Origin of the sequence: Streptomyces sp. NPDC048248, assembly GCF_043201875.1 — a bacterium.
Taxonomy (GTDB): domain Bacteria; phylum Actinomycetota; class Actinomycetes; order Streptomycetales; family Streptomycetaceae; genus Streptomyces.
Genome location: NZ_JBICZL010000007.1, coordinates 469,410 through 495,112 on the forward strand (window position 1 = coordinate 469,410; position 25,703 = coordinate 495,112).

General features: G+C 71.1%; 16 protein-coding genes. 8 read left to right on the forward strand and 8 right to left on the reverse strand.

What is annotated here, in order from left to right; translation table 11 throughout:
• Positions 1-88 precede the first annotated feature (88 nt).
• Positions 89-1,507 (forward strand): F0F1 ATP synthase subunit beta, encoded by a 1,419-nt coding sequence (gene atpD / locus ACGFZW_RS17985; RefSeq protein ID WP_393894080.1) that lies wholly within the window; start codon positions 89-91, stop codon positions 1,505-1,507.
• 112 nt (positions 1,508-1,619) lie between these two features.
• Here atpD and ACGFZW_RS17990 read toward each other — a convergent pair whose 3' ends face one another.
• Positions 1,620-1,967: a winged helix-turn-helix domain-containing protein gene (locus ACGFZW_RS17990; RefSeq protein ID WP_393894081.1), complete on the reverse strand. Its 348-nt coding sequence runs from the start codon at positions 1,965-1,967 to the stop codon at positions 1,620-1,622.
• 510 nt (positions 1,968-2,477) lie between these two features.
• Between ACGFZW_RS17990 and ACGFZW_RS17995 the strand changes: the two genes are divergently transcribed.
• Positions 2,478-5,222 (forward strand): LuxR C-terminal-related transcriptional regulator, encoded by a 2,745-nt coding sequence (locus ACGFZW_RS17995; RefSeq protein ID WP_393894082.1) that lies wholly within the window; start codon positions 2,478-2,480, stop codon positions 5,220-5,222.
• Positions 5,223-5,335: 113 nt separating this feature from the next.
• On the opposite strand, the gene ACGFZW_RS18000 is transcribed toward ACGFZW_RS17995, so the two are convergent.
• Together ACGFZW_RS18000 and ACGFZW_RS18005 are read right to left on the reverse strand one after the other, a co-directional pair.
• Positions 5,336-7,948, reverse strand: coding sequence for a LuxR C-terminal-related transcriptional regulator (locus ACGFZW_RS18000; protein ID WP_393894083.1), 2,613 nt, complete (start codon positions 7,946-7,948; stop codon positions 5,336-5,338).
• A 227-nt stretch (positions 7,949-8,175) separates the two neighbouring features.
• Positions 8,176-10,803 (reverse strand): LuxR C-terminal-related transcriptional regulator, encoded by a 2,628-nt coding sequence (locus tag ACGFZW_RS18005; RefSeq protein ID WP_393894084.1) that lies wholly within the window; start codon positions 10,801-10,803, stop codon positions 8,176-8,178.
• Between the two features lie 1,134 nt (positions 10,804-11,937).
• Here ACGFZW_RS18005 and ACGFZW_RS18010 point away from each other — a divergent pair.
• Both ACGFZW_RS18010 and ACGFZW_RS18015 read left to right on the forward strand, forming a co-directional pair.
• On the forward strand, positions 11,938-12,432 hold the full coding sequence (locus ACGFZW_RS18010; protein WP_393894085.1) for a hypothetical protein: 495 nt from the start codon (positions 11,938-11,940) through the stop codon (positions 12,430-12,432).
• Between the two features lie 86 nt (positions 12,433-12,518).
• A complete protein-coding gene (locus tag ACGFZW_RS18015; protein ID WP_393894086.1) occupies positions 12,519-14,585 on the forward strand; it encodes a cellulase family glycosylhydrolase in 2,067 nt (688 codons plus the stop codon).
• 170 nt (positions 14,586-14,755) lie between these two features.
• Here the strand turns inward: ACGFZW_RS18015 and ACGFZW_RS18020 are convergent, their stop codons facing one another.
• A complete protein-coding gene (locus ACGFZW_RS18020) occupies positions 14,756-15,253 on the reverse strand; it encodes a MarR family winged helix-turn-helix transcriptional regulator (RefSeq protein ID WP_393894087.1) in 498 nt (165 codons plus the stop codon).
• 437 nt (positions 15,254-15,690) lie between these two features.
• Between ACGFZW_RS18020 and ACGFZW_RS18025 the strand changes: the two genes are divergently transcribed.
• Together ACGFZW_RS18025 and ACGFZW_RS18030 are read left to right on the forward strand one after the other, a co-directional pair.
• The gene (locus ACGFZW_RS18025) at positions 15,691-17,016 is read left to right on the forward strand and encodes a hypothetical protein (RefSeq protein WP_393894088.1); all 1,326 of its coding nucleotides are present in this window, start codon (positions 15,691-15,693) and stop codon (positions 17,014-17,016) included.
• Entirely contained in the window at positions 17,013-18,872 is a 1,860-nt protein-coding gene (locus ACGFZW_RS18030) for a GMC family oxidoreductase N-terminal domain-containing protein (RefSeq protein WP_393894089.1), read from the forward strand. Before ACGFZW_RS18025 ends, ACGFZW_RS18030 begins: the two co-directional genes overlap by 4 nt.
• A 64-nt stretch (positions 18,873-18,936) precedes the next feature.
• Here ACGFZW_RS18030 and ACGFZW_RS18035 read toward each other — a convergent pair whose 3' ends face one another.
• Positions 18,937-19,638, reverse strand: a complete 702-nt coding sequence (locus tag ACGFZW_RS18035) for a FadR/GntR family transcriptional regulator (protein WP_393894090.1) — start codon at positions 19,636-19,638, stop codon at positions 18,937-18,939.
• Positions 19,639-19,869: 231 nt separating this feature from the next.
• Positions 19,870-21,171 (reverse strand): DUF3103 family protein, encoded by a 1,302-nt coding sequence (locus ACGFZW_RS18040; protein WP_393894091.1) that lies wholly within the window; start codon positions 21,169-21,171, stop codon positions 19,870-19,872.
• Between the two features lie 417 nt (positions 21,172-21,588).
• On the opposite strand from ACGFZW_RS18040, the gene ACGFZW_RS18045 reads away from it, so the two are divergent.
• Together ACGFZW_RS18045 and ACGFZW_RS18050 are read left to right on the forward strand one after the other, a co-directional pair.
• The gene (locus ACGFZW_RS18045) at positions 21,589-22,374 is read left to right on the forward strand and encodes a lysozyme (RefSeq protein WP_393894092.1); all 786 of its coding nucleotides are present in this window, start codon (positions 21,589-21,591) and stop codon (positions 22,372-22,374) included.
• A gap of 723 nt (positions 22,375-23,097) precedes the next feature.
• Positions 23,098-24,249 carry a hypothetical protein gene (locus ACGFZW_RS18050; protein ID WP_393894093.1) on the forward strand — a complete coding sequence of 384 codons (1,152 nt, stop codon included), beginning with the start codon at positions 23,098-23,100 and terminating at the stop codon, positions 24,247-24,249.
• Positions 24,250-24,625: 376 nt separating this feature from the next.
• Here ACGFZW_RS18050 and ACGFZW_RS18055 read toward each other — a convergent pair whose 3' ends face one another.
• The gene (locus tag ACGFZW_RS18055) at positions 24,626-24,958 is read right to left on the reverse strand and encodes a winged helix-turn-helix domain-containing protein (RefSeq protein ID WP_393894094.1); all 333 of its coding nucleotides are present in this window, start codon (positions 24,956-24,958) and stop codon (positions 24,626-24,628) included.
• Entirely contained in the window at positions 24,958-25,455 is a 498-nt protein-coding gene (locus tag ACGFZW_RS18060; protein ID WP_393894095.1) for a hypothetical protein, read from the reverse strand. The genes ACGFZW_RS18055 and ACGFZW_RS18060 overlap by 1 nt, the downstream gene beginning before the upstream one ends.
• Positions 25,456-25,703: the final 248 nt, after the last annotated feature.

Genomic DNA, 25,703 nt, shown 5'->3' on the forward strand with positions numbered 1-25,703 from the left:
CGAGTTGAGAATCTATAGTTGTGCAACTATGGTTGTGCGTAAGACGGGATGGGGCGAGCTCCATCCGCGAAGGCAAGGAGTGCCCCTCATGGCTACCGCCACTGATGTCACCGGCAGGGTTGCCCGCGTTTTCGGGCCGGTCGTGGACGTGCAATTCCCCTTGGACGGACTACCTGAGATTCACCATGCCCTGCATGTGGACGTGGATTTCGCGGGCGAGCGGCGCACTTTGACGCTCGAGGTGGCCCATCATTTGGCGGACGGCCTGGTGCGATGTATTGCCATGCAGATCACTGACGGTTTGGTCCGCCGGGCCCCGGTGACCGATACCGGCGCCCCGATCTCGGTCCCTGTCGGCGATTTCACCAAGGGCAAGGTGTTCAATCTTCTCGGCGACGTCCTGAACGGGGCGGAGGAGCCCGTCGACACTGTCGAGCGCCGGCCGATTCACCGCCATCCGCCCCGTTTCGATGAACTCGAGTCGAAAACGGAGATGTTCGAGACCGGCGTCAAGGTCATCGACCTGCTGACCCCGTACGTCAAGGGCGGCAAGATCGGTCTGTTCGGTGGTGCCGGTGTCGGCAAGACCGTGCTCATCCAGGAGATGATCTACCGCGTCGCCAACAACCACGACGGTGTCTCGGTGTTCGCCGGGGTGGGCGAGCGCACCCGTGAGGGCAACGACCTCATCGAGGAAATGACGGACTCCGGCGTCATCGACAAGACCGCGCTGGTCTTCGGTCAGATGGACGAGCCGCCGGGCACCCGTCTGCGCGTCGCTCTGGCCGGTCTGACCATGGCCGAGTACTTCCGCGACGTGCAAAAGCAGGACGTGCTCTTCTTCATCGACAACATCTTCCGCTTCACCCAGGCCGGTTCCGAGGTCTCCACCCTGCTGGGCCGCATGCCCTCCGCGGTGGGCTACCAGCCGAATCTGGCGGACGAGATGGGCCTGCTGCAGGAGCGCATCACCTCGACCCGTGGTCACTCGATCACCTCGATGCAGGCGATCTTTGTCCCCGCCGACGACTTGACCGATCCGGCTCCGGCCACGGCCTTCGCCCACCTCGACGCGACGACGGTCCTCTCCCGTCCGATCTCGGAGAAGGGCATCTACCCGGCGGTCGACCCGCTGGACTCCACGTCCCGCATTCTGGACCCGCGGTACATCTCGCAGGAGCACTACGACTGCGCCTCACGCGTCAAAAGCATCCTGCAGAAGTACAAGGACCTTCAGGACATCATCGCGATTCTGGGTATCGAAGAGCTCGGCGAGGAGGACAGGACCACTGTCCACCGAGCGCGTCGGATCGAGCGCTTCCTGTCGCAGAACACCTACGTCGCCAAGCAGTTCACCGGCATGGACGGCTCGACCGTACCGCTGGATGAGTCGATTCACGCCTTCAACGCCATCGCCGACGGGGCCTACGATCACTTCCCGGAGCAGGCGTTCTTCTTGTGCGGCGGCATCGAGGACCTTGAGCGGAACGCCAAGGCGCTGCTCTGAAGGAGCCCCGGCCCGGGGACGCTTGAGTGCGGCCCGGGGCTCGGTGCCCGCCGGACGCGGTCCCCGACGGTCCGCTGCGCCGACGCGGCCCGGAGCGGAGTCGCGGCTCTGCTCAGGGGGGCGGGAATTCGCTGGTGTGCTGCTCCCCGGCCCGGCGTGAGGCGGACACGATGTTCTGGAGGGCTATGAGATGCCCCTCCAGGGCGCGCCGTCCCGCGTCGGAGAGGTTGAGCCAGGTTCGGGGCCGTTTGCCGACATGGCCACGCTTCACCTCGACGTACCCGCGGTCCTCCAGCTTGCTGACCTGCTTGGACAGGGCGGAGTCGGAGAGCCCGACGGTGTCGCGCACGAAGGCGAACTCTGCCCACTGTGCCGAGGACAGCACGGACACGATCGACAGACGGGTGGGATCCACCAGCGCGGGATCCACCGACGTCGGATCCGCGGGAGTGTCGGTCACCTGGCTGCCTGTTTCTGTGTGCGTGCCGGCCCCCGGGCCCGCAACCGCCGGTCCTCCGGGCTGAGCACGGTGGCCACGACGATCAGGGCGAGGATGCCGAGTGTGTGCCAGAAGGATACGTGATCGCCTCTCGTCTGCGGGGGCCGGACCGTCCCCGCAGACGGCTCGTGGATTGCATGGGCCGTGCCGGGGCCCATCCGTGCGGACACCGGCCCGTTGTCATCAGCCGTCACTGATCAACTCCCCTGCCGGCGGTCGGAGAGAGCGACCGATGCATGGCGAGAGAACGGACGCCGCAGTTCCCGCGCGGTGGTCGCGGGCGGGGATGGCGAAGCCGGGGAGGGAGGCGCATCGCGCTGCCCGCGTCGCGGATCCGGCACCACGGGAGCAACCCTTACTCATGTGCTGATGGCCGGCAGCGGACAAGATAGGGGTGGGCCGGCCAAGGTCCGCCCCCGCGGGGTGGCCGGCCGGTCACCAGCGCAGGGCACGACGAGCAGGGAGCATGAGGTGGCGTCCCCCCGGTCATCCTCGGGATCGAACGACAGCGCACGTGAGGGCCCGGCGGCCGGTGCCCGTGACGGGGCGCCCGCCGCGGTCGCTCGGCGCCACCGCTGGCCGTTCGCGTGCCGCGCCGAAGAGCTGGCCGCCTTCCGGACCCACCTCGACAGCGCCGAGGCCTGTGTCCTGTTGCTGTACGGCCCGGCCGGTGTGGGCAAGAGCCGGCTCGCGGAGGAGTTTTTGCGCGACGCGGAACGGTCCGGTCATCGCACCGAGCGAGTGGTGGCCACCACCGCGGACGCCGCGCTGCCGCTCGGGGCGCTCGGGCATCTGCTGCCGCCTGACGCGCCTGTCCACGACCCGGTGCGGACCTTCCACGCCGCGGCGGAAGCCTTCGCCTCGCACCCCGCGGACGAAGGCTCCCGGCGCACCGTGGTCCTGGTCGACGACCTCCCCCTGCTGGACAACGCCTCCGCCGTGCTGCTGGGGCACCTGGTGCGGACCGGAGCCGTCCTCCTGGTGGGCACGGTGCGCACTCCGGTGCCACCGTCGGACGTGGTGGAGTCCTTCGAGCACGAAGAGGGAAGTCACCGCCTGGACCTGGCCGCGTTCGACGCGACGGAAACGGCCGAACTCGTCCGCGGAGTGCTCGGCGGGCCGGTGGAGCACGCCACGCTCCGCACCCTTAGCCACGCCTCACGCGGCAACGCGCTGGTCCTGCGCGAACTGGTCGCCGGCGCCCTCGACTCGGCCGGGCTGGTGCGCGAGAACGGGCTGTGGCACCTCATCGGCCCGCTGACCGGTACGCGCCGGCTTACCGAAATCGTCCACAGCCGACTGGCCGGCCTCGACGGACGTCGGCGCCGGGTGCTGGAGCTCCTCGCCCTGTGCGAACCTCTCTCACCCGACGCCCTGGTGCACGGAGGCCACCGGGCGGAGGACGTCGAGGTGTTGGAGGAGGACGGGCTGATCCGCGTCCGGATGGACGGCAGGCGCGTCGTCTGCGTGCTGGATCACCCGCTCTACGGCCAGGTGCTGCGCCGCGGCATCTCTGCCGCGCGCCGCCGGGCGATCTACTGCGACCAGGCCGCTTACCTTGTCGAAATGGGCGCCCGCCGTCGTGAGGACGCCCTGCGCCTCGCCTCCTGGCGGCTGGCCGCCGGACTTCCCGTCGGCCTGGAGACATTGCTCCCCGCGGCCCGCATGGCGCGCCACGTACGCGACTACCCCAAGGTCGTCGAACTCCTCGCAGGTGTCCCGCGGAGCGACGCGGTCCTGGAGGTCTGGCTGCTGCGCGGGGAGGCATACCACCACACCGGCCGATGGGTGGCTGCCGAGGAGTCCCTGAGTGCCGCGGAACGCCTCGCGGAGTGCCACGAGGACGTACTCACCGTCGCCATGGAACGCACCCAGAACCTCTACTGGGGACTGGGCGACACCGCTCGCACCCTGGAGGTCAACGCCCGTGCCGCCACCCGGCTGGACGCCGGCGGACGACGGGTGCTGCGCGTCAACGAGGCCGCCTATCGGCTCAACGCGGGCGCGGTTCCCGACGCACTGCGGCTGTTGGCCGACGCCGAGGACATCACCGTCCCGCGGCTGCGGCTATGGGCTCAGTTGCAACGGTCCCTCGCCCTCGGCTACGCCGGCCGCACCGGTGAGGCCGTGGACCTGGCCCGCGACGTGCACGAGGAACTCGTCGCGGCCGAGCGCGAACAGCGGCCGGGCAGCCCCTCGTCGCACGCCAGTGGGCCGGCCATCTATCGCGTCGCGGCGCTGACGGATGCCGGGCGAGGCGGGGAAGCGCGTGCCGTGGGCCGGGCGGCCTTCGCCCAGGCGGTCGGGGCCCGTGCTCTGGCACCGCAGATCTGGATCGCCGCGCACCTGGGGCGCTGCGAACTGATCGCCGGTCATCTCGGCGCCGCACACGACTGGTTCACCGAGTCGTTGGGCCTGGCACGCGGGCACGGCTTCCGGCGGGCGGTGGTGTTCGCGGGTGCGGGGCTGGCCGCGGTGCACGCCCAGGCCGGGCGTGCCGACCTGGCCGAGCGCGAACTTGCCGCCACCAGCGGTCCGGAGGGCGAACGCCAGCAGGCGTCCTGGCTCATCCGGCAGCTCGCGACGGCCTGGCAGAAAGCGGCCCGAGGAGCCCGCCCGGCGGCACAGCGACTGCTGATGGAGGCCGCAGCCGGCGCCCGAGCGACGGGCATGGCCTCGTACGAGGGGTGGCTTCTGGCGGACGCCGCGCGGCTCGGCGCCGCCCGCGAGGTGCGCACCCGGCTCGCGGAACTGGCCGCGGCCGGCGACAGCCCGCTCGCCGGGTCCAGGGCGGAGCTGGCCGCGGGGCTCGCCGACGAGGACCACCGGCTGCTGCACGCGGCCGCGGAACGATGCGCCCGGCTGGGTTCCGACATGACGGGAGCCGAGGCCGCCGCCGGGGCGGCGGCGCTCGCGGCCCAGGCGGGGGAGTCGCGTACCTCCGCGGCCGCCGCGGTGTTGTCCCGGAGGCTACTGGAGCGCTGCGGTACGGACCGTGTGAGCGCGCCACCGCAGCACCGGATCGAGGCTGTCCCGCTCACCGACCGCGAGCGGGACGTCGCGCACCTGGCGGCGGGCGGGCTGACCAGCCAGGAGATCGCCGCTCGGCTCGTGCTGTCGGTGCGCACCGTCGACAACCATCTGCAACGGGCCTACGCGAAGCTCGGAGTGAGCTCGCGAGGTGAACTCGACCGCGTGCTGCGATGGTGGGAATGACCGCAGGGCGCCGTGGAACCGCGCCGGCTGCGGGGGCGCGGGTGGGGCCCGTCACCGTCACGGCGACGGGTGCCTGCTCCGGCCCCCGCGGCCGCGCACCTGACGACGCCGCGTCAGCCCGCGGCAAGCTCCCCGGGCGTGCGGTGGATCGCGGTCCGCAGCATCGTCCGGTCGTTGATCTCCAGCTTGGCGCAGATCCGCTGGACGTGATTGACGACGGTGCGGACCGCCAGGGACAGCCGCCGGGCGATCTCCTCACTGCTCAGGCCGCTCGCCGCAGCCAGTGCCACGTCCAGCTCACGTCCGGTCAGCCGGCAGCGCACCGCCGGCGGTACCAGTCCGGGAGTTCGGGCGCCACCGGGGCCCGTGAGCGCCAGCGCGCGCTCCCGGGCGGCGCGTGCGGAGGCAGCGGCGCCGGCCCTGGTGTGCACGGTGGCGGCGGTGTTCCAGGCTTCCGCGGCGAGCAGCCCGGCACCCAGCGAGGACAGCCGGCCGGCACACCACTCCAGTTGGCCGGCCCGCCCGGTGGCCAGCGCCCGCGCCAGATCCGCGCGTGCGGCGGCCAGCGCACTGTCCGAGCCGGCCGCCAACTCCGCCAGCGGGGCCATCGCCTCCCGCGCGCCGCCCAGCCGGGCCGCGTCACACCACAGGTGGGACTCCGCGGTACGCAGCCCCCGCCGAGAGGCGTCCCCGGCGGCCTCGACGAGCTCGGCCCGGGCACGGGCCGGCCGGCCGGTCGCTGCCGCGAGCCAGGCGCTGACCATCGCCGCCTCCGGACGCCACCAGCGGCCCGGGCGCAGCGACCGAGCCTGCTCCCACCACAGTTCCGCGCGGTCGACGTCGCCGCACACCGCCGCGGTCAGCGCTTGTCCGCACAGACCCACCCACTCACCGGAGCGCAGCCCCACCTCGCGAGCGTGCGCGAGCACGCTGCTGTACCAGACCCGGGACTCACCCAGCCTGCCTCCGAGGTAGCAGATCCAGCCCAGGTGTTCCGACAACCAGGTCTGGGCGAGCCCCGCGCCGGCATCGACCGCCTGGTCGTAAGCCTGCCGAGCCAGTTCCTCAGCCGCTGACAGCGCCCCGGACTCTGCCAGCGCACGGGCCTCGGCGCCGATCAACAGCGCCGGGTGCGCCACGCCGTCGGCACCTCCCTCCGCCCGGCCGTGGGCACGCGTCTGCCGGGCGGCCCGCACCGCGTCGCCCGTGCGGCCCGACTCCGTCAGGTTGTACACGCGCGGCACCGCCGCGAGTGCGGAAGCGGGGGTTCCGGGCTCCGCAGGGACGTTCCGCAGGGACCGCTCGGCGCGCCGTACGTCTCCCAGCAGGCTCCACAGCGCGGCCTCGTTCGCTTCCAGAACAGCCACGTCCGGGTGCCCGGCGAACGCCCGCCGGGCCGCGGAGTTGACCGTGAGCGCCTCGTCCACCCGCAGCAGGCCGAACGCCAGACTCTGGACGTGCACCACCACGGCGAGCAACCGGTCGTCGTCCTGAGTGGCCTCTTCGAGCGCCCGTCGCACCGTGCGCTCGGCCTCTCGCGGATGGCCGCCCTCGTACAATTCCTCGGCCAGCAGCAGCAGTGTGCGGGGTTCCGGGCGCATGTGGGCCAGCTCCCGGGCCAGCCGCAGCGTGACCGCATGGTCCTGGGCCCGGCGGGCCAGTACGACCGCCCGCTCCAGCTCGCCCGGGTCCACGGCGTCGGCAGCTTCGAGGCGCCAGCACACCGAGCGCAGCAGCCCGGCGGGGCCGGGGTCCAGCGCCCGCGGGCGTGCGGCCTGGTCCCGCAGGATGCGACGGATTCGCTGCGCGGGAAGCCCCGCGCGCAGCACCTCCGGGTACAGCGGGCCGGTCGGCTCGGCGCACTGCTGCGACCCCTCCGCCACGACGCGGAGCCAGCCCTCGTCCGCCAGGACCTCCGCAGAGGCCCGTTCCGCGGAGTCCAGCGCGAGGCGTCCGCACACCGCCAATCTCTGGAGGAACGCGCTGTGCGGCGGGTCGAGGCGACGCAGGCGGCTCTCGACCAGGGCGTGGAGCCTCGGGGTGGCGGTGAGCGGGCCCACCAGCCGCCACAGCGGGCCTTCCGGCACCAGCGCCCGCCGCCGCACCGCGTCGTCCACCAGTTCCCGCAGGTCGCGCGGTCGCCCCCCGCTGGCCTCGTGGAACAGGCGCACCGCCCTGCGCTCGACCGAGCCGTCCAGCACCCGTTCCAGGAGTTCTCCCACCACGGCCTGTGGTAGAGCCGCCAGGCGGACGGCGTGCAGGGCGTGCTCCGGCCACGGAGCGGCGGCACCCCGTGCGTCGGTCGTGGCGACCAGTGCGATCCGCCCACCACGCAGCCAGGAAGCGAGCAGCCGGGCCGACGTGTCGTCGAGATGGTGTGCGTCGTCCAGAAGCAGCACGGGCCGTCCCCGTCCCGGCAATGCGTCGGTGTCGAGGGCGGGCGCACCGTCGGAGCCGCGCCGGAGCAGCGGGGCCAGAGCACCGAGGGGCACCGAGCGCGCGGCTGCGGTCGCCGTGACGCGGAGCCGGGGGTGTCCTCGGTGCCCGGCCCGCTCCCAGCACTCCTGAGCCAGTCTGCTGCGGCCGGTGCCTGAGGGCCCGGTCACCAACACCCCACCGTGGTGGGGGTCCTCGATGACGCGGCCCGCCTCGGCCAGCTCCGGATCGCGGCCGAGCAGCGGCCAGCACTGCTCGCGCCGGGAGCGGTCGGGAGTCGTCGTCTTCATTGGTGCTTCCTGCCATCGGCGGTGCCAGGACGCCGCGGCGGTCGGCCGGTGGCACCGCAGGCTGCCGATCATCGTGGGGGCAACGGCCGGGCCCGAAGACCTGCCACGAGCATGGGTACCCCGCGCACCTGTCGGCCGTCAATGCCATGCGCCGCGGCCGGGCCACCCGCCGTGCGCCGGACCGCCCGCGGGCCACGGGGCCCGGGCGACGGCTCAGCGGGCACGGATCACCCCCCGTCCCGCTGCGTCATCAGCACGCGAAGGTCCCGGCGGTTCACCGCCCCGACCTTCTGGTAGACCCGGTAAAGGGTGTTGCTGACCGTACGCACGGACAGGCACAGCTGCCCGGCGATCTCCTTGTCCGGCAACCCGCGGGCCGCCAGTCCGGCGATCAATCGCTCGCGGTCCGACAGGAGCGCCGAACGGCCGAGGAAGCGTAGCGGCGGAGTGTCCACCGGACCGCAGTCGCGCAGCAGCTCCCGGGCCCGCGCGGTGGCTGCGGTGGCCGCCTTGGCGCCTCCGCAACGCTGGTGGAAGCGGGCCAGTTCGGCGTACGCCTCGGCCGCGAACAGGCCGGCGCCCATCTCCGCGAAGGCCCGCGCCACCCGTCCCATCGACTTGGGCTCACGGGCGGCGTACGCCTCCGCGTATGCCGCCCGCGTCTGCAGAAAGGCTCCCTCCAAGTGCAGTTCGGTGGCCGGGGGCACCGGGGTCGGCAGGGACAGCCGCGCGCACTCGTGCAGTCCGATGGCCGCGTCGGCATGTGCCGTGTCCTCCAGCGCCCGCGCCACCGCGTCGTGCAGGACCCGCTCGGCGAGAGCCGTCTCCCCTCGCTCGTGGTGCCGCCGGGCCCGCACGACCGCCAGGAACATCGCGCAGTGACCGGCCTCGTCCGCGGTCAGGTTGTCGGGCAGCCGGTCCGCCACCCGCCGGTCCAGCGGCAGTGAGCTGATCGCGAGGGCGGCGTGGATCCCCGCCTTGACGTGCCACTGCCGCCATCCCACCCGGTAACTGGAGGTGAACGTGAAGCACTTCAGGGCTCCCTCGATGTTGCCGCGATCGTGCAGCAGGTGTCCCAGCGCCAGGCCACGCTGTGCGTCGATGCGCACGTGGTGGTTCTCCACGGCCTGCGCGTACTCGCGCCAGTAGATTTGTTCCGCCTCGTCGAACCTGCCGCAGTAGTGAAGAGCGGAGGCGTGCAGCTCCTCCAGGGAGTCGGCGTGGAATTTGGCGGGGCCGCCGGGTGTGCGGTCCAGCTCCGAGCGGAGCGTGCGGTACAGGCACAGCGCCTGGTCCGGCAGCCCCATGTGACACAGCGACCCCATCATGATGAGTCCGGCTTCCAGGGCGTGGGCGTCGGGCCCGTTGCGGCGCAGTGCCTCCGCCCGCGCGTGGGCCTCGCTGAAGCGGCCCTGGAAGTACCGGGCGGCCATGCGGTAGTAGTCCTGTTCGCCCTCCGGCAGGAGCGGTAGCACGGCGTCCAGCTCCGCGTACCGGGCCTGGAGCAGCAGTGCGCGTGCCTCGGCCCGCTCCAGGGCACGGGCGTATTGGGGGGCACTGCTGTGGACGGTCGCGACGAACGCCGTCAGCTGCGCGAACTCGGCGCCGGCGGTCAGCGCCCGGGCGTGGAGTTCGGCGGTGTCCTCACCAGGGTAGTGCTGCCATCCCGCTTTGGTGAGCCGGATCGCGCTCGGCAGCACCTGCTCGCGCAGACTCTGCTCGACCGCCCGGTCCAGCAGCGCCCTGGGCGGCCGTTCGAGGGCGTCCAGATGCCATTCGGCCAGGCGTAGGCAGTCGTCGTGCCGCATCATCTCCGCCGGTCCGCCGTGCGCCGCGAGCCAGTCCCGCAGCCGGCGCCGTCGGCGCAGCGGCGGAAGGCCGCAGGACAGCGCGTAGCGGACCAGCGGGTGGGTGATGCGTACGCGCGGTTCACCGCCGCCGGCAGGGGAGCCATCGACGGTGCGCAGCAGATCGCGCTGCTCCAGTTCCTCCAGCTGTTCGGCATCGCAGAAGCGCTCGACCGCCGCCAGGCGCGGTTCCCCGGCCAGGGCCACCAGCTCCAGGACCTCCCGGCCCACGGGACCGAGCTGCTGCAACTGAGGGTGCACGAGCTCCAGTAGGGACGGCGGTACGGGCAGTCGTTCATGGATGAAATGCCAGCAGCCCTCCGATCGCACCAGCAAGCGCTGCTCGACGGCCGTGCGGGTAACCTCCCGCAGGAGCCGTGGGTTGCCGGCACACACCTGGGCCAGTCGGGCCGCGCTGGTCTGCCCCAGCCCGTCTTCGAGCAGTGAATCCGTCAGTTCCTTGACATTCGTTGCGTCCAGCGGTTGCAGGTCCATGCGCACCAGCGCGTGGTCGCTCCACAGTGCCTGGATCTCCGGTGGGAGGGGCTGCCCGTCGCCCGTCACCGAGAGCAGCACCTTGCCCGCCGGATGACGCGCCGCCTCGTACACCAGGGGCCACAGCGCGGGCCCCAGCAGGTCCGCGTCGTCGATGCTCAGCAGCCAGGCGCACGCCGGGTCCCGCCCCGTGCCCCGGACCAGATCGGCGAGGGCTCGGGCAGCTGGGGAGGGGCACCGGCCCGTGTCGTGGCCGGAGACCGTGGCGTCGGCGCGCGGGTGCAGGCTGACGAGCTGCCGGCGCGGGGCCAAGGCCCGGGCCTCGTGCAGCAGCCGGGACTTGCCGATGCCGGCCGGGCCGGCGACCAGAACGCCGCGCGGACCCTGCCGGGATGACAACACGCGACGGATCTGCTCCAGTTCGCCGACCCTGCCGACGAAGGGCGAGCCGGTGGCGAGCACCGGCTGCGGGCGGGCGACCGGGGAGTGAGGGGGCAGCGGAAGAGTATTCATGAGTTCCTGTGCTGAGAATCAGGACCGGCCCGTCGATGGCCGGGCAGCACGACGCGTGCGGAAGAGGGGAGCAGGCCACCGGGGTGACGGGACGCTTCGGGGCCGGGTACGGAGAAGGGGTGCGCAGTGGCTGCCGGGGCGTACGTGCCGAGGCGGTCGGGCGCAGGGGTGTGCGTGACCGGGCGAGGAACCGGAAGCTCAGCGCGGCGACGGACGGATGCGGAGACGGTGGGGCCGACCCCGCGGCGGCCCGCCGACCGCCCGTCCCGGCGGCGGTGGGGTGTGCCGGATTCGGTGGCGTGCTGGTGCGGACATGTCCCCACCTCCTCCTCGGGTCCGGGGCGGCCGTGTGGGCAGTAGCGGGGCGGCGCCAAGTGATCAGTGGTCCCGGCCAGTCTCGGCATCCGTCCCGGCACCGACCAGGGGAGCGATTACTCAACTCCGCACGAATACTCCGTGTATGGGCGGCGGAACTGCCCGTACACGCGGCATTGTGGCGCCCGGCAGCCCCCTCGGCCAGTACCTCGTGCCCCGGAGCCGGCAGAACGCCGCGCCGCGCCGCCCCGGGCGGGGTTCCGGCGACGAAATGCACGCCGGACGCACGCCTTTGAGTAGCCGTTGCTCCATCGGGGACCGCTTTCCGGGCCGACCCTGGGGCCACCGCACCGGCCGGGGACCTGTCGGCAGCACCACGGCGGCGTCCCGGCGGACGCAGAGGCCCGGTCCGAACCGCCGGGCCCGGAGCGGGTGCGTCCGGCCTCGGTGTCCCCGGGCGACGTGCGCCCCCACACCTCTCGATCCGAAGGCACCGAATCCTATGCGTCGAGCCAGGCCCCGACCCCTCGCCATGCCCCACGTCCTTGACCTGCTGTGCATCGCGGCCGCGACCTGTGTGACACCAGCTCGGGCCGAGGCGGCGCCGACCGGGCCGACCACCGTCGTCTCACTGGGCGACAGTTACATCGCGGGCAACGCCGGCCGGTGTCGCGGCAACAGCGACGACCCGTTCGGCGACCGCAGCGGTACCGACCGCGCCGCGGTGCCCAACGGATACGCCCGGGCAAGGTCTACGGGACCACCGACGGGGGCTGCTTCCGGTCGGACGTCGCCGAGATCAAGAGCACCGGTATCCCGGTGGACCAGGTCATCAACCTCGCCTGCTCCGGTGCCGAGTCCTCGAACATTTGGCGGCTCTCGCACGGCGGGCAGTCTCTTGAGGGCGAGCGGCCCCAGGCGGATGCCCTGGCCGAGGTCGCGCGTTCGCACCGCGTGCAGATGGTGGTGCTGTCGGTCGGTGGCAACGACGTCGGATTCGGCGACATTCTCCAGGCGTGCATGACCGGCTACCTGACCGGGTCCGGCAGTTGTCGCACCGCCCAGCAGGCCCAGGTGCAGGCGCGGTTCGCCACCGCCATGGCGGCGGTCGACAGGTCGGTCAAGGAAATTCGGGCGGCGATGGCCGACGCGGCACACCCGCCCTCCGCCGCCTGGAGCGCTGCAGGGGGAGCTCAAGGAATCCCTGCATCCCAACGCCTACGGACAGATCGCGCTTGGCCGCTGCCTGGGCCGCATCTGGAACGCCGGAGGCGGCATGTGGAAGTGCCGCAACACTCCTGGCCAAGGCCATGACGCCATGTACCTGACTGCCGGCTGAAGTCGTTCTCCGCTCCCTCGTCCCGCGTTCTCGATCCGCCCTCACAAGACAAGGCAACAGCATGCATCACAAGGCCCGCGCTGCCTCCCGCATACGGCGCACTCCCGTCCTCCTCACCGCTCTGCTGGGCGTGGTCGCCACGATGAGCACGTCGCCGGCCCGTGCGGGCGAGGTACACCACAGCCTGGACTACGAGTGGCAGCCGGGATTCTCCCGGATCAGCATCGGCGACAAGACCGTCGTCAGGGATCTCGGCCCCGCCGGCAAGGTCTCCGTGACGGACAAGGTCTTCCGGGACGGTACCGGCCGGGAAGTGTCCCTGCGCGGCTGGAACGCCTCCGGTGAGACGAAGACCGCCGAGGCAGGCTTCAAGCCTTTCAAGACCACCGAGGAGGCCGCGGCCGCCTTCCAGCAGATGCGCAACCTCACGGGAACCAACGTCGTGCGCTTCCTGATCTCCTGGGAGGGCGTCAACCCGAATCCGGGCGTCATCGACCACGACTACCTGGACGAGGTCGCCGCACAGATCAAGGAGGCCACCGGTCGCGGACTGTACGTCCTGCTGGACTGGCACCAGGATCTGTACTCCCGGCACCTGTGGCACAAAGACTCCTGGTTCACGGGGAACGGCGCACCGCGGTGGGCGGTGCCCGGAGGGAAGGAGTACTGCGGGGTCGTGTGTCCGCACTGGGGGATGAACCTGCAGACCAACGACCTGATCCGGAGCGCCTACCGCAGCTTCTGGAAGAATTCTCCTATCAAGGACCTCGGCGGCCCGGCCGGGCCGCTCCCCGCGGGCACCCCGGCGGAGCAGACGCGGGTCCAGGACGCCTTCGTGTGGCAGGTCTCCCAGGCGCTGGAGTACCTCGGCCCCCAACTGCACGCCGAGGATCGTGATCACTTCCTCGGTGTGGACCCCTTCAACGAGCCGGCCGACGGCGGTGTCGTCGGCAGCGACTGGTCGAAGTTCGACAACGACTTCCTGTGGCCGTTCTACAAGCGGGTCCGCAAGGTCATGGACGACACCGGATTCAGCACCCAGCAGGTCTTCGCCGAACCTCTGGTCTTCTGGAACTCCCAGGCCGGAGTCTTCGCCCCGGCGACCGGCGGCCACTATCTCAAGCAGAAGCCCGGCCCCGGCTTCGTCTTCAACAGCCACTTCTACGACTCCGGCCGGATGGGGCCGAATCCCGACGGGGTCGACAACAACACTTACCTGCCCCAGCTTCAGGACGTCCGAAACGAGGCCCGGTATCTGGGCATTCCGATGTTCCTCTCCGAGTACGGGATGTGGCTCAACGGCATCGGCGCCAAGGACACCAACCGGATCATCAAGGCCACTTACCAGGGCATGGAACAGAGCGATCAGTGGAAGGCCGCCAACGGCCCCAACCGCATCGACCCGTACACCCCGCTGATCTCCGGTACCCAGTGGCACTGGGACATCTACCACGACAAGCATCGCGAGATCATGAACGGCAATCCGGACAAGGTCATCACCAAGGGCGACGGCTGGAACGACGAGAACTTCTCCGTCGTGAACAGGGGCAGCGGACCGGTTTCTTTCACCATCGACCCGGCCAACGCCGAGCGGGTCTACCCCCGTGCGGTGCAGGGCGACCTGATGAACTTCACCTACAACGACATGGCGAAGGACGGCTGGCAGGCCCCGCTCGACTGGTACGGGATCGCTCCGCAGGGCACCGACGCGCACTACTTCAAGGGCAAGAGGTTCGCTCTCGTCACCTGGCGCAGCCGGCACTCCAGCGCCCCGACCGAAATCACCCTGCCGCCGCAGTTCAACCCCGCGTCGACTGCGGTGATCACCGAGAAGACCACCCGGTTCGGATTCGGTACGCAGGACGAGACGCCCAGGAATCTCCCGGACGAGGTGATGATCACGCAGGACTCCGGGACGGATGCCTCGACCGCACAAGGACACCGGCTCATGGTCTGGGACGACCCGGAAACCGGCGAGACCGACGACACCTGGCACTATGCGGTCGTCGTCGCCGACCCGAGCGCGAGCGACAAAGCCGACCTGACCCGCATCCAGTCGCAGCTCAACCAGAGCATCGTCCGGGACCACAAGAATCCCGTCGAGCTCCTCGGCAAGCTCGATCACTGACAAATGGTCCGCAGGAGCAGGCGCCCGGCCGGGACCTCCGGACCGGTCGCACGTCCTTGCCGGCTGTTCCGTGCCCCGGCCCGTGAGCCCCGCACCGCGGGTCACCGGTACGGCCAGTTGACCGGGCCTCGGGCCGGGTTCACGAGGCCCGACCCACGCGAAGGGTGACCCTAGGCGGGCGGGTGGACGCTGCGACGCCGGACATCGGTCGTGCCGCCGAGTTCGTCCAGCAACTGGGCCAGCAGAGCACGGTGTTCGGCCAGCCGATCCGCGCCGAACCGGGCGGCCAGGCGTTCGTCGACGGCGCTCCGGGCGCGTCGCGCCGCGGCGACCGCTGCGCGCCCGTGGGCGGTCAGCGCCACACGGCGGGCGCGGGCATCCTGCGGATCGGCGACACGCTCGACGTACCCGAGGCGTTCCAGTTCGACGACGGCCTTGGAGGCGCCCTGCTGGGTCATATCCAGCTTGGCGGCCAGTTCCCCGACGGTGGGCCGGGCGTCGTCGACGAGGTGCTGGAAGACGTAGCCGTGCGAGAAGCGGAGATCGCCGAAGCCCTGTTCGGCGAGCTGCTCCTGCACCAGCTGGGAGGAGGCGAAGCCGACGAAGAGCGCGAGGCTGCCGGTGTCCAGATCGTCGGTGGAAACGGCATGCGAGGAAGGTTCGGGCACAGCGCCATTGTGTATTCGACAACACAGGTTGCGCAAATGTGGTTGTGCTAATGGGGGTGGCCGAAGGGGTCGGCCGGGCGCCACGAGGGCGAAGCGGTAATTGCCCGCCGGAGGCGTCCGGCTGTTGGCCCGTGGGGTCGCGACGGGCGGGCGGGGATGCGTGCGACGCACGCAACGGCGGCTCCACTTCGAGCGGTTGGTCCGCCCGAACGCAAGGGTGGGGAGGGGCGGGAGCGTCTTGTCAGGGGCATCCGATAGTGGTTGAGTGGCTGAGCCACTAACCCACTGGGTGAGGTCTTCGGCGAGCGGCGGTGCGTGCGTCGGACCCCCGGTACACGGATCAATCGGAGGCAGAAGCGATGGGTGGCCGGTCGACGGAATTCAGGGAAACCATGAGGGGCTCGGTGCGGCTTGCAGGAGAATCCGCCGGGCGACGGATGCGGTTCGACCTCACGGTGCGCACCGACCGGATGTTGCTGCCGCATCGCACGACGGACGGCCGGATCAAAGGTCGGGTGCGGATCGAGGGCCTCGCCGTGGACGTGCCGGTGTGCGGGGAGATGGAGATCTCGCCCCTCGCCCGGCGCCGCATTCGCTACCGCATGCGGTTCACCGTGAGGGGACGCCACTACACGCTCGACGGCTGGAAATCCGTCTCCCCCCGACGACCGCTGGCCTCCTTGACGGTCCTTCCGTTCGTCCTGCTGGACGGCGGGCAGCAGGCCGGACACGGTCTACTGCGGTTCGAAGTGACGCGCTCCCTGGTGCCGTTCGTGACGAGCTTCCGATGGCCCCGCCTGGGCGATGAACCGGCATCCCTGCACGCCCGCCGCTGGGAGGGCGAGCCCGGCCGGACCGAGGTCTGGTACACGACCGTGACGGACCCGGTGACCGGTACCGGCCTGTGGCTGCACCATGAACTGACCGCACCCTCCGACGGATCGTCCGCCTACGCGCACGGATGGGTCGGGCTCTTCCCGCCGGACGCACCCCCGCAACACGCCCGGTTCGGACCGGATCCGGTGGCACCATCGGCAGGATGCGTACCGCAGTCCTTCGAGGCCGAAAGGGTCGAAGCCGGCCCGGACAGGCTGCGGGGCACGGCAGGGGCATTCGCCTGGGACCTCACCAGGCACTCCCGAAGCCCCGCGCTGTACACCTTTCCCCGCTGGGCCTGGCGGCGCGGGCTGCTTCCCGCCGCCCACCTCGTCAGCGCACCGTCCGCCACCTACACCGGCAGCGTCACGCACGAGGGACGACGGCTGCCCCTCGAAGCGGCACCGGGCGCCGACGCCCGGATCTACGGCGAGGGCAACGCCCTGCGATGGGCCTGGCTGCACGCGGACCTCGGATCGGGGGACATTCTGGAAATAGTGGCCGCAGTTTCGAAGAAGGCGGGACTGCGCAAGCTGCCGCCGACCGTGTTCCTCCGGCTGCGCAGGAATGGGGGCACCTGGCCGCGGACCGCGGAGCGCAGTGCCGTCGGCTGGCTGGGGGCCGGCCGCTTCCGCGCCCGGATCGGACTGCCGTCGTGGACGGTCACCGGGAGGTCCGGCCTGCGTCGCATCCGGGTCCGGGTGACCCAGCCGGTGGACCGGACCCTGGCCCTTGAGTACACCGACCCCGACGGCAGCACGGCGGTGTGCCGCAACAGCGAGACGTCGGACACACGAGTCGAGTTGGAGCGCTGGTGGGGCCGTTGGCGCACCGAAGCCACCTGGAGCCTGAGCGGCACAGCGCACGCCGAAGTGGGGGAGCGATGAGCCGCGCACTGGAGGGACTGATCGCCACGTTGCTGGCGGAGGACGACCACTCGCCCTGGGCGGCTTCGGTGCCTGCGCGGCTCACGACCCTGCTCGGCCGGATGCCGGTCGCGGCCCGTGCGGCGGTCCACGGCGCCGCATCAGCCGTCGATGCCTACGCCGCCCTGCGGACCGGCCGCCGGCTCGGCGAACTGCGGCCCGCCGAGCGGGAGGACCTGCTCGCCGCGATCAGCCGGCGGCCCGGACTGCTGGCGCAGTTCGACGTGCTGAAGATGCCGGTACTCCTCGCCGCGGGCACGGCACGCATGCTCCATCAGGCCCCCGCCGCCGACTCCGCCGCCACGGCACCGGAGGACCCGCCGCTGGACTGCGTGCCTTCGGGCGCGTGGCCGGGCCGCTCCACCGCAGACGCCGTGGTGATCGGGTCGGGAGCCGGCGGGGCGATGGCCGCGCGCACGCTCGCCCAGGCGGGCCTGCGGGTGATCGTGCTGGAGGAAGGGCGGCAGCACACCACCGCGGAATTCACACGGCGGGTTCCCCTCGACAGGTTCGGGGAGTTGTACCGCGACGGAGGGGCCACCTTCGCCGTCGGGAATCCGCCGGTACTGATTCCCGTGGGGCGCGCAGTGGGCGGCACCACTGTCGTCAACTCCGGGACGTGCTTCCGCACGCCCGAGCATGTACTGGCCCGCTGGCGCGACGTCTACGGACTGGGCATCGCTGACACAGCCGCGTTCGGCGCCTGCCTCGATGATGTGGAACGCACCCTGAGGGTGACGACCCCACCCGTCGACCTCCTGGGCCGAAACGGCCGTACCGCCCTGCGCGGCGCCGAGCGCCTCGGTTGGCAGGCTGCGCCGCTGCGGCGCAACGCGACCGGCTGCAAGGGCTCGTGTCAATGCGTGGTCGGCTGCCCGACCGGCGCCAAGCAGAGCGTCCAGCTCTCCGTGCTTCCCGACGCGTGCCGGGCCGGCGCCCGGATCGTCACCGAGGCCAGGGCGCTGCGCATCCTGACGGAGCCGGATCGTCCGGGCGGGCCGCGAGCCTGCGGTGTGGTCGTCCGGCGGGCGGACGGCAGCGAATGCGAGATCCTCGCCCCGCTGGTGGTGGTGGCGGCAGGCGCTCTGCAGTCCCCGCCCCTGCTGTGGCGATCCGGGCTCGCCCGCCATCCGCGGCTGGGACGGAATCTGGCGATCCACCCCGCAACCAGCGTCGCCGGTCGGTTTCCGGAGCCCGTTGAGTCATGGCGTGGGGTGCTCCAGAGCGTCGGCGTGGAGGAACTGCACAGCGACGGGATCCTCATCGAGGCGACCGGAGGGCCGCCGGGCATGAGCTCGTTCATCCTCCCCGGCCTCGGAAGGGAACTCCGCGCGGAGTTGGCGGACGCGGGCTCTCTGGCGACCCTCGGCGCGATGGTCGCCGACCGCCCCTCCGGACGGGTGGGCGGCCGCGGACTGATCCGGTACGCCCTCCACCCGCGTGACGGGGGCCGCCTGCTGAGGGCGGTCCGCGCCATGGGACGGCTGCTGTTCGCCGCGGGCGCGGAGGAGGTCCTCACCGGCGTCACCACCGCCCCGCGGGCCCGGTCAGCCGACGAACTCGACGAGACGGTGCGCACGCTCTCGGCCCGGCAGCTTCACCTCTCCGCCTTCCATCCCACCGGAACGGTAGCGATCGGCACCGACGCGCAGGTGTGCCCCGCGGACGAGGACGGTTGGCTCCGAGGGATCTCCGGTGTACTCATCGCAGACGGGTCCGCCCTGCCCAGCTGCCCGGAGGTGAATCCCCAACTCTCCATCATGGCCGCCGCCCTCGCCGTGAGCCGCAAGGCACTGCTCAAGGCGGGTGTCTCCTGACCGGCGAGCCGAAGATCGCCCGCCGTGGCCGCCTGGCATGGGCCCGGCGGGACCGGCCTGTCGATCAGCGTGTGGTCTCCAGGGAACGGAGCATCTGCTTCTCCGTGGTTCGCAGATAGCGCTCCGCGGCGCGCTCGGCGTCCTCCGGCCGGCCGTCGCGCACCGCCTCCACGAGCGGGGCGAGTTGCGCGGCGGCCTCGGCGGGCTGCTCGAAGGGCGCACGCAGGGCGAGCCGCACGGGTAGATAGGCATTGAACAAGGTGTTGGTGAGCAGCAGATACACCCTGTTGCCGGTGGCCCGGGCGAGTTCCCGGTGCACTTCGACGTCGGCGAGCTGCGCGGCGTCACCGTCCGCCGCCTCGGCCACTGTCGCCAGCAGTGCGGACAACCGCCGCCCCTGGGCAGCGGTGCGCCGAGTGGCGGCGCGCCGGGCGATGAGGGTGCCGATGTGCCGGCGGGCCTCGAAGATTTCCGCGAGCCAGGTGCTGTCCCGTGCCACCAGCACCGGCAGCAGCTCGGCGCCGCCTACCTTCAGGACGTCCCTGACCTTGGTGCCGATGCCGTGCCGGGTACGCAGCATGCCGGCCTGTTCCAAGCGGGTGAGGGCGTGCTTGAGCGTCGTACGGGTGACGCCGTAGTGCGCGGCGAGATCGCGTTCCGGGGGGAGAAGCGACCCCGGCTGATGTGCACCGTCCAGGATGTCGTCGCGCAGTCGCGCTTCCAGCAGGTCGACCACCGACTGACGTGCGAGCGTCTCGTCAGGCATGGGGGAGTCTCCAGGAGTCCGGTGGCTGAACCAGTGGCTCAGCCACTGGGATCCGTAGTGAAGCAATGACGCAGCGGCCCGTCAACTCTGCCCGCCGGCCGATCCCGTCGGCACCGGCGGCCGTGCCGTTCTGCTCGTGGTCGCTGATGCGCCCGCCCACCTCTCGATGAAGGCCCGCCGCGTCTGCGGCGGGCCTTCATCCGACGGTTCCGGGTGCGCCGGAAACCCCTCTCAGGTCTTCGGGATGAAGACGTTGCTCAGTCCGAGGGAGATGTTGCCCCCGGCGCCGGAGTACGTCAGGCCGGCGGCGCCGGAGCTCTGCGCCCTGGCGATGCCAGCGTGGCTGACCGAGTACACCTGGTCCAGCTCATCCGTCTCATCGGTCCACCACGTCTCCGGAATGGCGTCCATGATGGTGTTGGCGAGCGGGATGCCGGTCGTGCCGTAGCCGGTGACCGTCAGCAGCGCGTCGACGATCGCCTTGGTGAGGTCCCGGTAGTTGGTCCCGTCGTCTTCCTCCAGGAACACCAGGTCGGCGGAGTCGTAGCCGAAGTGGCTCCAGTCGATCAGGTTCTGGTTGGGGTGGTAGGCGAGGCCCGTCGAGTCGAGGTAAGGCATCTGCAGGGTGGGCTCGGCGAACGCTTTGTCGTTCTTGTCCCAGCCGACGACGACGGCGAACGCCTCGGCGCCGCCCTTCCAGAACGGCTCCTCGTTGCTCTGGAGCAACGAGACGTCATTGATGCGGGTGACGTCCTTGCCCTGCGAGGGGTCGGTTGCCTCGGCGGTGGCGATGCCGGACGCGTCTGCCGCCGGCTCCTCGTGGTCGGCCGGCCGGGGGAGCGGCGCCGTGCGTGAGGCGGCCCGGGCCGCGGCCGCGGTCCGCGGCTTCAGGGCGGAGTGGTCGCCGCTGGAGTCGGCACCCGCTTGAGGCCAGGCGGCCTTGAAGCCCTCGCTCATCACCTTCATGCCGGCCGCCACGATTCGGTCGCCGTCGGTGCCCACGATCAGAACCGGGACGTCGGAAGGCGCCGTGGCTCCGAGCTTCACCGCGGTGCCGTCGGGCCGGTACGCGGTCAGTGAATCTGCCCCACGGTCGGAGGGCTCCGCGGCGATCAGCGGCTGCACGCCCTTGGCCAGCGCGGCGCGCGCCTGCGGGTTGGCCAGCCGTACCTGCAGGACGTTGCCGGTCGAGGCGGGCAGTCCCTTGGCCGCGAGGATCGCGTTGTTGGAGGACTTCACCGACGCGCGGAACTTGCTGGTCGACCGGACCGGCAGTCGATCGAGTCCCACCTCGTCCGCCGAGGCCGACAGGCCGGACATCGCCTCCTCGACCTGGCCGGCGGCGTACGCCTCCCGCAGGCTCCGCGCCGCCGCCTGCTTCGCGTCCTGCACGGCGTCCGCCCGCGTGGGCTGTGCCCCGGACGGCGCGGTACGTGCGCCGGGCTGCGCCCATGCCCCCGCGGCTCCGCTCACCAGGCACACGGACGACGCGGCCACTGCCACCGCCGTCCTGATCAGTCCAGACCGGTACATGGTTTCTCTCCATTGCTCGCGGCGGAGCGTTCGGATGTCGCGCCCGCCTCGGTCCACGATTCGGCGCGGCAGTGGGACGTCACCGCTTTGTGGGCCGTGACCGTCCCGGACGCACACCCACACCGCGTTCCGCGCCGAGGTCTCATTAAGGCCATGAGGGAGACACCTGCCATGGGTATTCGTTACTCAACTACGCCTCGATACAAGGCGATTGCGGCAAAGCTGCATGTCCTCGGCCGGAGACGCACGTGATCGTTGCAGGGGGCTGGTCACTGAGCCCCCACGCCCCTATGTTCGCTTCAGATCACCGCGTCATGGACGCAACGACCCGTGCTGCGCAGGCACTTCTCCGCCTCCCACGGGTTACGCCCTACCACTCCCGGTCCCTCGGACCACACCACCGGAAGGCATCCCCACATGCCCCTGTCTCCACGTCGACGCCCCCACAGTGCCCTGCGCACAGCGCTGCTCACCGCTCTCGCCACCGTCACCGCCTCCGCGACGCTCCTGACCCTCCCGCCGCCCGCGCGGGCCGCGGCGTCCGGGCACGGCACCTCCGCCGCGGCCGGTGCCGAAGAGGTCCCCGGGATGGACGTGAGCCGCCACCAGGGCACGGTCGACTGGCAGGGCGCCTGGGACGACGGCGCCCGCTGGGCCTACGTCAAGGCGACCGAAGGAGCCACCTTCCAGAGCCCCACCTTCCCGGAGCAGTTCCAGGGCGCCCACGACGCCGGCATGATCCGCGGCGCGTACCACTTCGCCCGTCCGGACACCTCCGGCGCGGCGGAGCAGGCCACACACTTCGTCGACCACGGCGGGAACTGGACGGCGGACGGCAACACGCTGCCACCGGCTCTCGACCTGGAACACAACCCGTACGGCTCGGACGCCTGCTACGGCCGGGGGCAGGCCGACATGGTGTCCTGGATAAGAGAGTTCAGCGACACGGTGAAGGCCCGCACCGGACGCGCCCCCGTCCTCTACACCACCAGCGACTGGTGGACCCGCTGCACCGGAGGCGACACCAGCTTCGGCGCGACCAACCCGCTGTGGGTCGCCCGGTATGCCGCGTCCCCCGGCACCCTCCCGGCCGGCTGGCCGGCTCACACCTTCTGGCAGTTTGCCGACTCGGGTACGTTCCCCGGCGACCAAGACCTCTTCCACGGTTCCTACGACGAGCTGAAGGCATTCGCCCAGGGGTGACGACACCCCCGGCGCGAGTGGTCGGCCAACTCCGCCGTCGGACGGCGACGGAGTACTGGACCGACGAGCGGGCGGCCCCGTAAGGGAAGCTCAACGAGGAGCCGACCCGGCCGGAGCGGTCCTCTTCCTCGACGAGGAGGGCCGCAACCTGATCGCCGAAGCGCCGCGGTGGACCACAGTCGGTTCGGGTTCGCCCTTCAGATGTGCACCGTGCGCTACGACCCCAACGGCACGGGCGCCATGTTCTTCGCCGTCCTCGCCGCCGCAGGGCAGATCGAGCGAAACTACATCCGGGAGAATACCCACGATGGCCAGGCCGGGCCATGCCGGGCCAGGCCGGGCCATGCCGGGCCAGCCCGTGCCGCCGGGCGGCATCGGGCGGCCCTGTCCTCCTGGCCGTCTGCGTCGTCGCGGCACCCCTCACCTGGGCGGTCGGGGAGCAAGCCGAGTGCACCCCCAAGTCGCGGGAGTACTGGAAGGCGCGTCCACGGGACTTCGCGGCCGGGAACGGCCGTCCCGGAAGCCACCGGCGGTGAGCAGGGATTACTCAACTTTCCCTGCTGCTGCACCGGACTCTGACGCCGACGCATCCGACTCGACTAACGTCGCCGTCGACATCCGAAGGCATGCGCGGTACCTGCGTCTCCTGGCGAGCGCCACCGCCCGACGTGCGCTGCTCCCGGAACCGGACCCTGGCACCGGGTGGGCGCGGAGAGATCCCTCATGACGCACAGAAAACCTCCGACACGACGACATCTCCTGGCCTCTTCGGCGATCCTCGGCGCAGTGATGGTGAGCGGCTACCTGGCCTGTGCGAACGCCACCGAGCCGGACCCCTCGGGACACCAGGCAGGCGCCACCCGGTCGGCCCGCCCCTCGTTCGGGCCGTCGGCGTTCCCCTCCGACGTTGCCGTCGCACCATCTGCGCCCGCCCGGCCCCGGACCGCTGCCCACCCTTCCTCGGAGCCATCGAGGAAGTCGCCGGGCCGGGCGGCGACCGCACAGCAGTCCTGCGACGAAGTGGCGCCGGCATCCAGCATCTGGCGCACACCGGCCGATCAACTTCCCCGCCACGCACGGTCGGACACCTACGTACAAGCCATCGGGGCGGCGAAACCGCTGCACCCCGACTTCGGTTCCGGACCGATCGACGGCAAACCGTTCGGCATACCCGTCACCACACTCGACAGCCCGGCCCCGGAATCCGAGGTCACCTTCGACTACGCCGACGAGTCCGACCCCGCGGGCTATCGCATCCCCTCCGACGCACGGATCGAGAACGGACCGCACGGGGACGGCGACCGCCATGTCGTGGTGCTCGACCGGCACCGGTGCAGGTCCTATGAGCTGTACGACGCCACGCCCGCAGCAGGGCACTCGTGGCACGCCGGATCCGGGGCGGTCTTCGACCTCCGCTCCAACGCGCTGCGCCCAGAGGGCTGGACCTCAGCGGACGCGGCAGGTCTGCCGATCCTGCCGGGACTCGTGCGCTATGTCGAGGTGGCAGCCGGGGAGATCGACCACGCCCTGCGGATCACCGTGCCCCGGTCGGACACCTCGCATCTCTGGCCGGCCCGTCACGACGCCGGATCCGCGACGGACGACAGCCTGCCGCCGATGGGCCTGCGGCTGCGCTTGAAAAGCTCTGTGCACACCGCAGCCCTGCCGCCGCAGGCACGCGTGATCGCCAAGGCGCTCCAGCGCTACGGCGCCTTCGTCGCGGACAACGGTTCGAGCTGGTTCGTCTCCGGCGACGAGGACAAGCGTTGGGACAACGACCAGTTGAACGCGCTCAAGCGACTGCGCGGCGAGGACTTCGAAGCAGTCGACGAAGCTTCCCTCAAGGTCGGAGACAGCTCGGGCGCCGCCCGCTGATCCGTCCGAAACCACTGGTGATCCGAGTCGGAGATTCGTTGTCAGCCTGGGGCGATCCCGCTGTGGCAGGGGTAGGCGACGACGGGTCCGGATCTCTTCGCCGCCTGGTGTGGGTGGACGGCCGTGGTCCGCTGTGCAAGGTCAGGGCAGAGCTCCGCCTGGTGCATCCCGGGGGGTACCTGACTCAGGGACACACTTTCCTGCACGTTGTGGACTTCGGTGTCTCGCTTGAGGCGTGCAAGAAAACACCTCGGCGGGGGCATGGGCGCGTCGCGCTGGTTGTCGACGTGGGCCACCCGGCAGGCCGGCAACGAGGTCGCCACGGGTCAGTAGGGCAGCATCCGCTTCGCGGTGCTGGACGAGTTCCGCTCTGCCTCTAGGTTCTGGACGACAGAGGAGTGTGTGCCTCGCCGGTCGCTCGGGCCTGGGTGATGATCTCTTGCAGAGCCGAGATGTGGCTCTCCAGGACTCCCCGGCCGGCCGGTGCAAGGTTGATCCAGGTGCGGCCCCGCTGCCCGACGTATCCGCGGCGGACCTCTACGTATCCGTGGTCGCTCAGCTTGCCGACCTGTTTCGACAACGCCGAGTCGGACAGGCCGACCGTGTCGCGGACGAAGGCGAACTCCGCCCACCGCGCCGTGCTCAGCAGGGACAGGATCGACAGCCGCGTCGGATCGACCAGAAGAGGGTCGATGGATGTCGCGGCCACTACACCCCCCGCTTCGAGGTCAGCTTGAACAGCCACATCCGAAAGCGCGAATCGAGGGGAGCCAGGGCGGTGGTCACCGCAATCAGGAGCAGCATGCCCGTCGTGTGCCAGTAGGGCACGTGGTCGTTCAGGTATGCCGTGTGGGGGCTGATGCTGAAGTAGCCGATGGCCATCAGCAGAGCGACCACGGCGAGCACGGCGAGGACGTAGGCAGGAGGTCGGTTGCGGGCCCCGGCAGTGCCGTAGCCGAGCAGAGCGGCTCCGCGCGGAGTTCTGGAAGCGATTGCGTGTGTCCAGGTCGTGGCGGCGACCGCCAGGACGGGGATTGAACCGGGGTCGTTGAACACGTCGTAACAGGCGCCGAACGCCAGCCCTGTCACGCCGAACGCGACCTTCACCCGCATTGGCTCCCGGCGCCCCGTCAATGCCGCACCCTGATGCTCTCGTGCCCCCTGCAATGCGAGAGCGGCCTGCTCCGGACTCGGTCGATCGGTCATTCGAGCTCTCCTTAATTTCCGTACGAGCAATTTCTTGCCTGGCAAGAAAGTTACTATGCTCTTTCCTCGTGGGCAAGTATTTTCCTTGAGTGGAAGGGTGATCGCCGCGTCCCCGCTTCGGCACCTGCGCCGGACCCCGCCGGCTTCCGGTACGGCGCCACGGAGCAGTCGACGGCCCACCGGATCCGGACCGCGACGTGGTGGAGTTGACCAGGGCACCCGCACCGAGTTGGGAGGAGCGCGCGAGC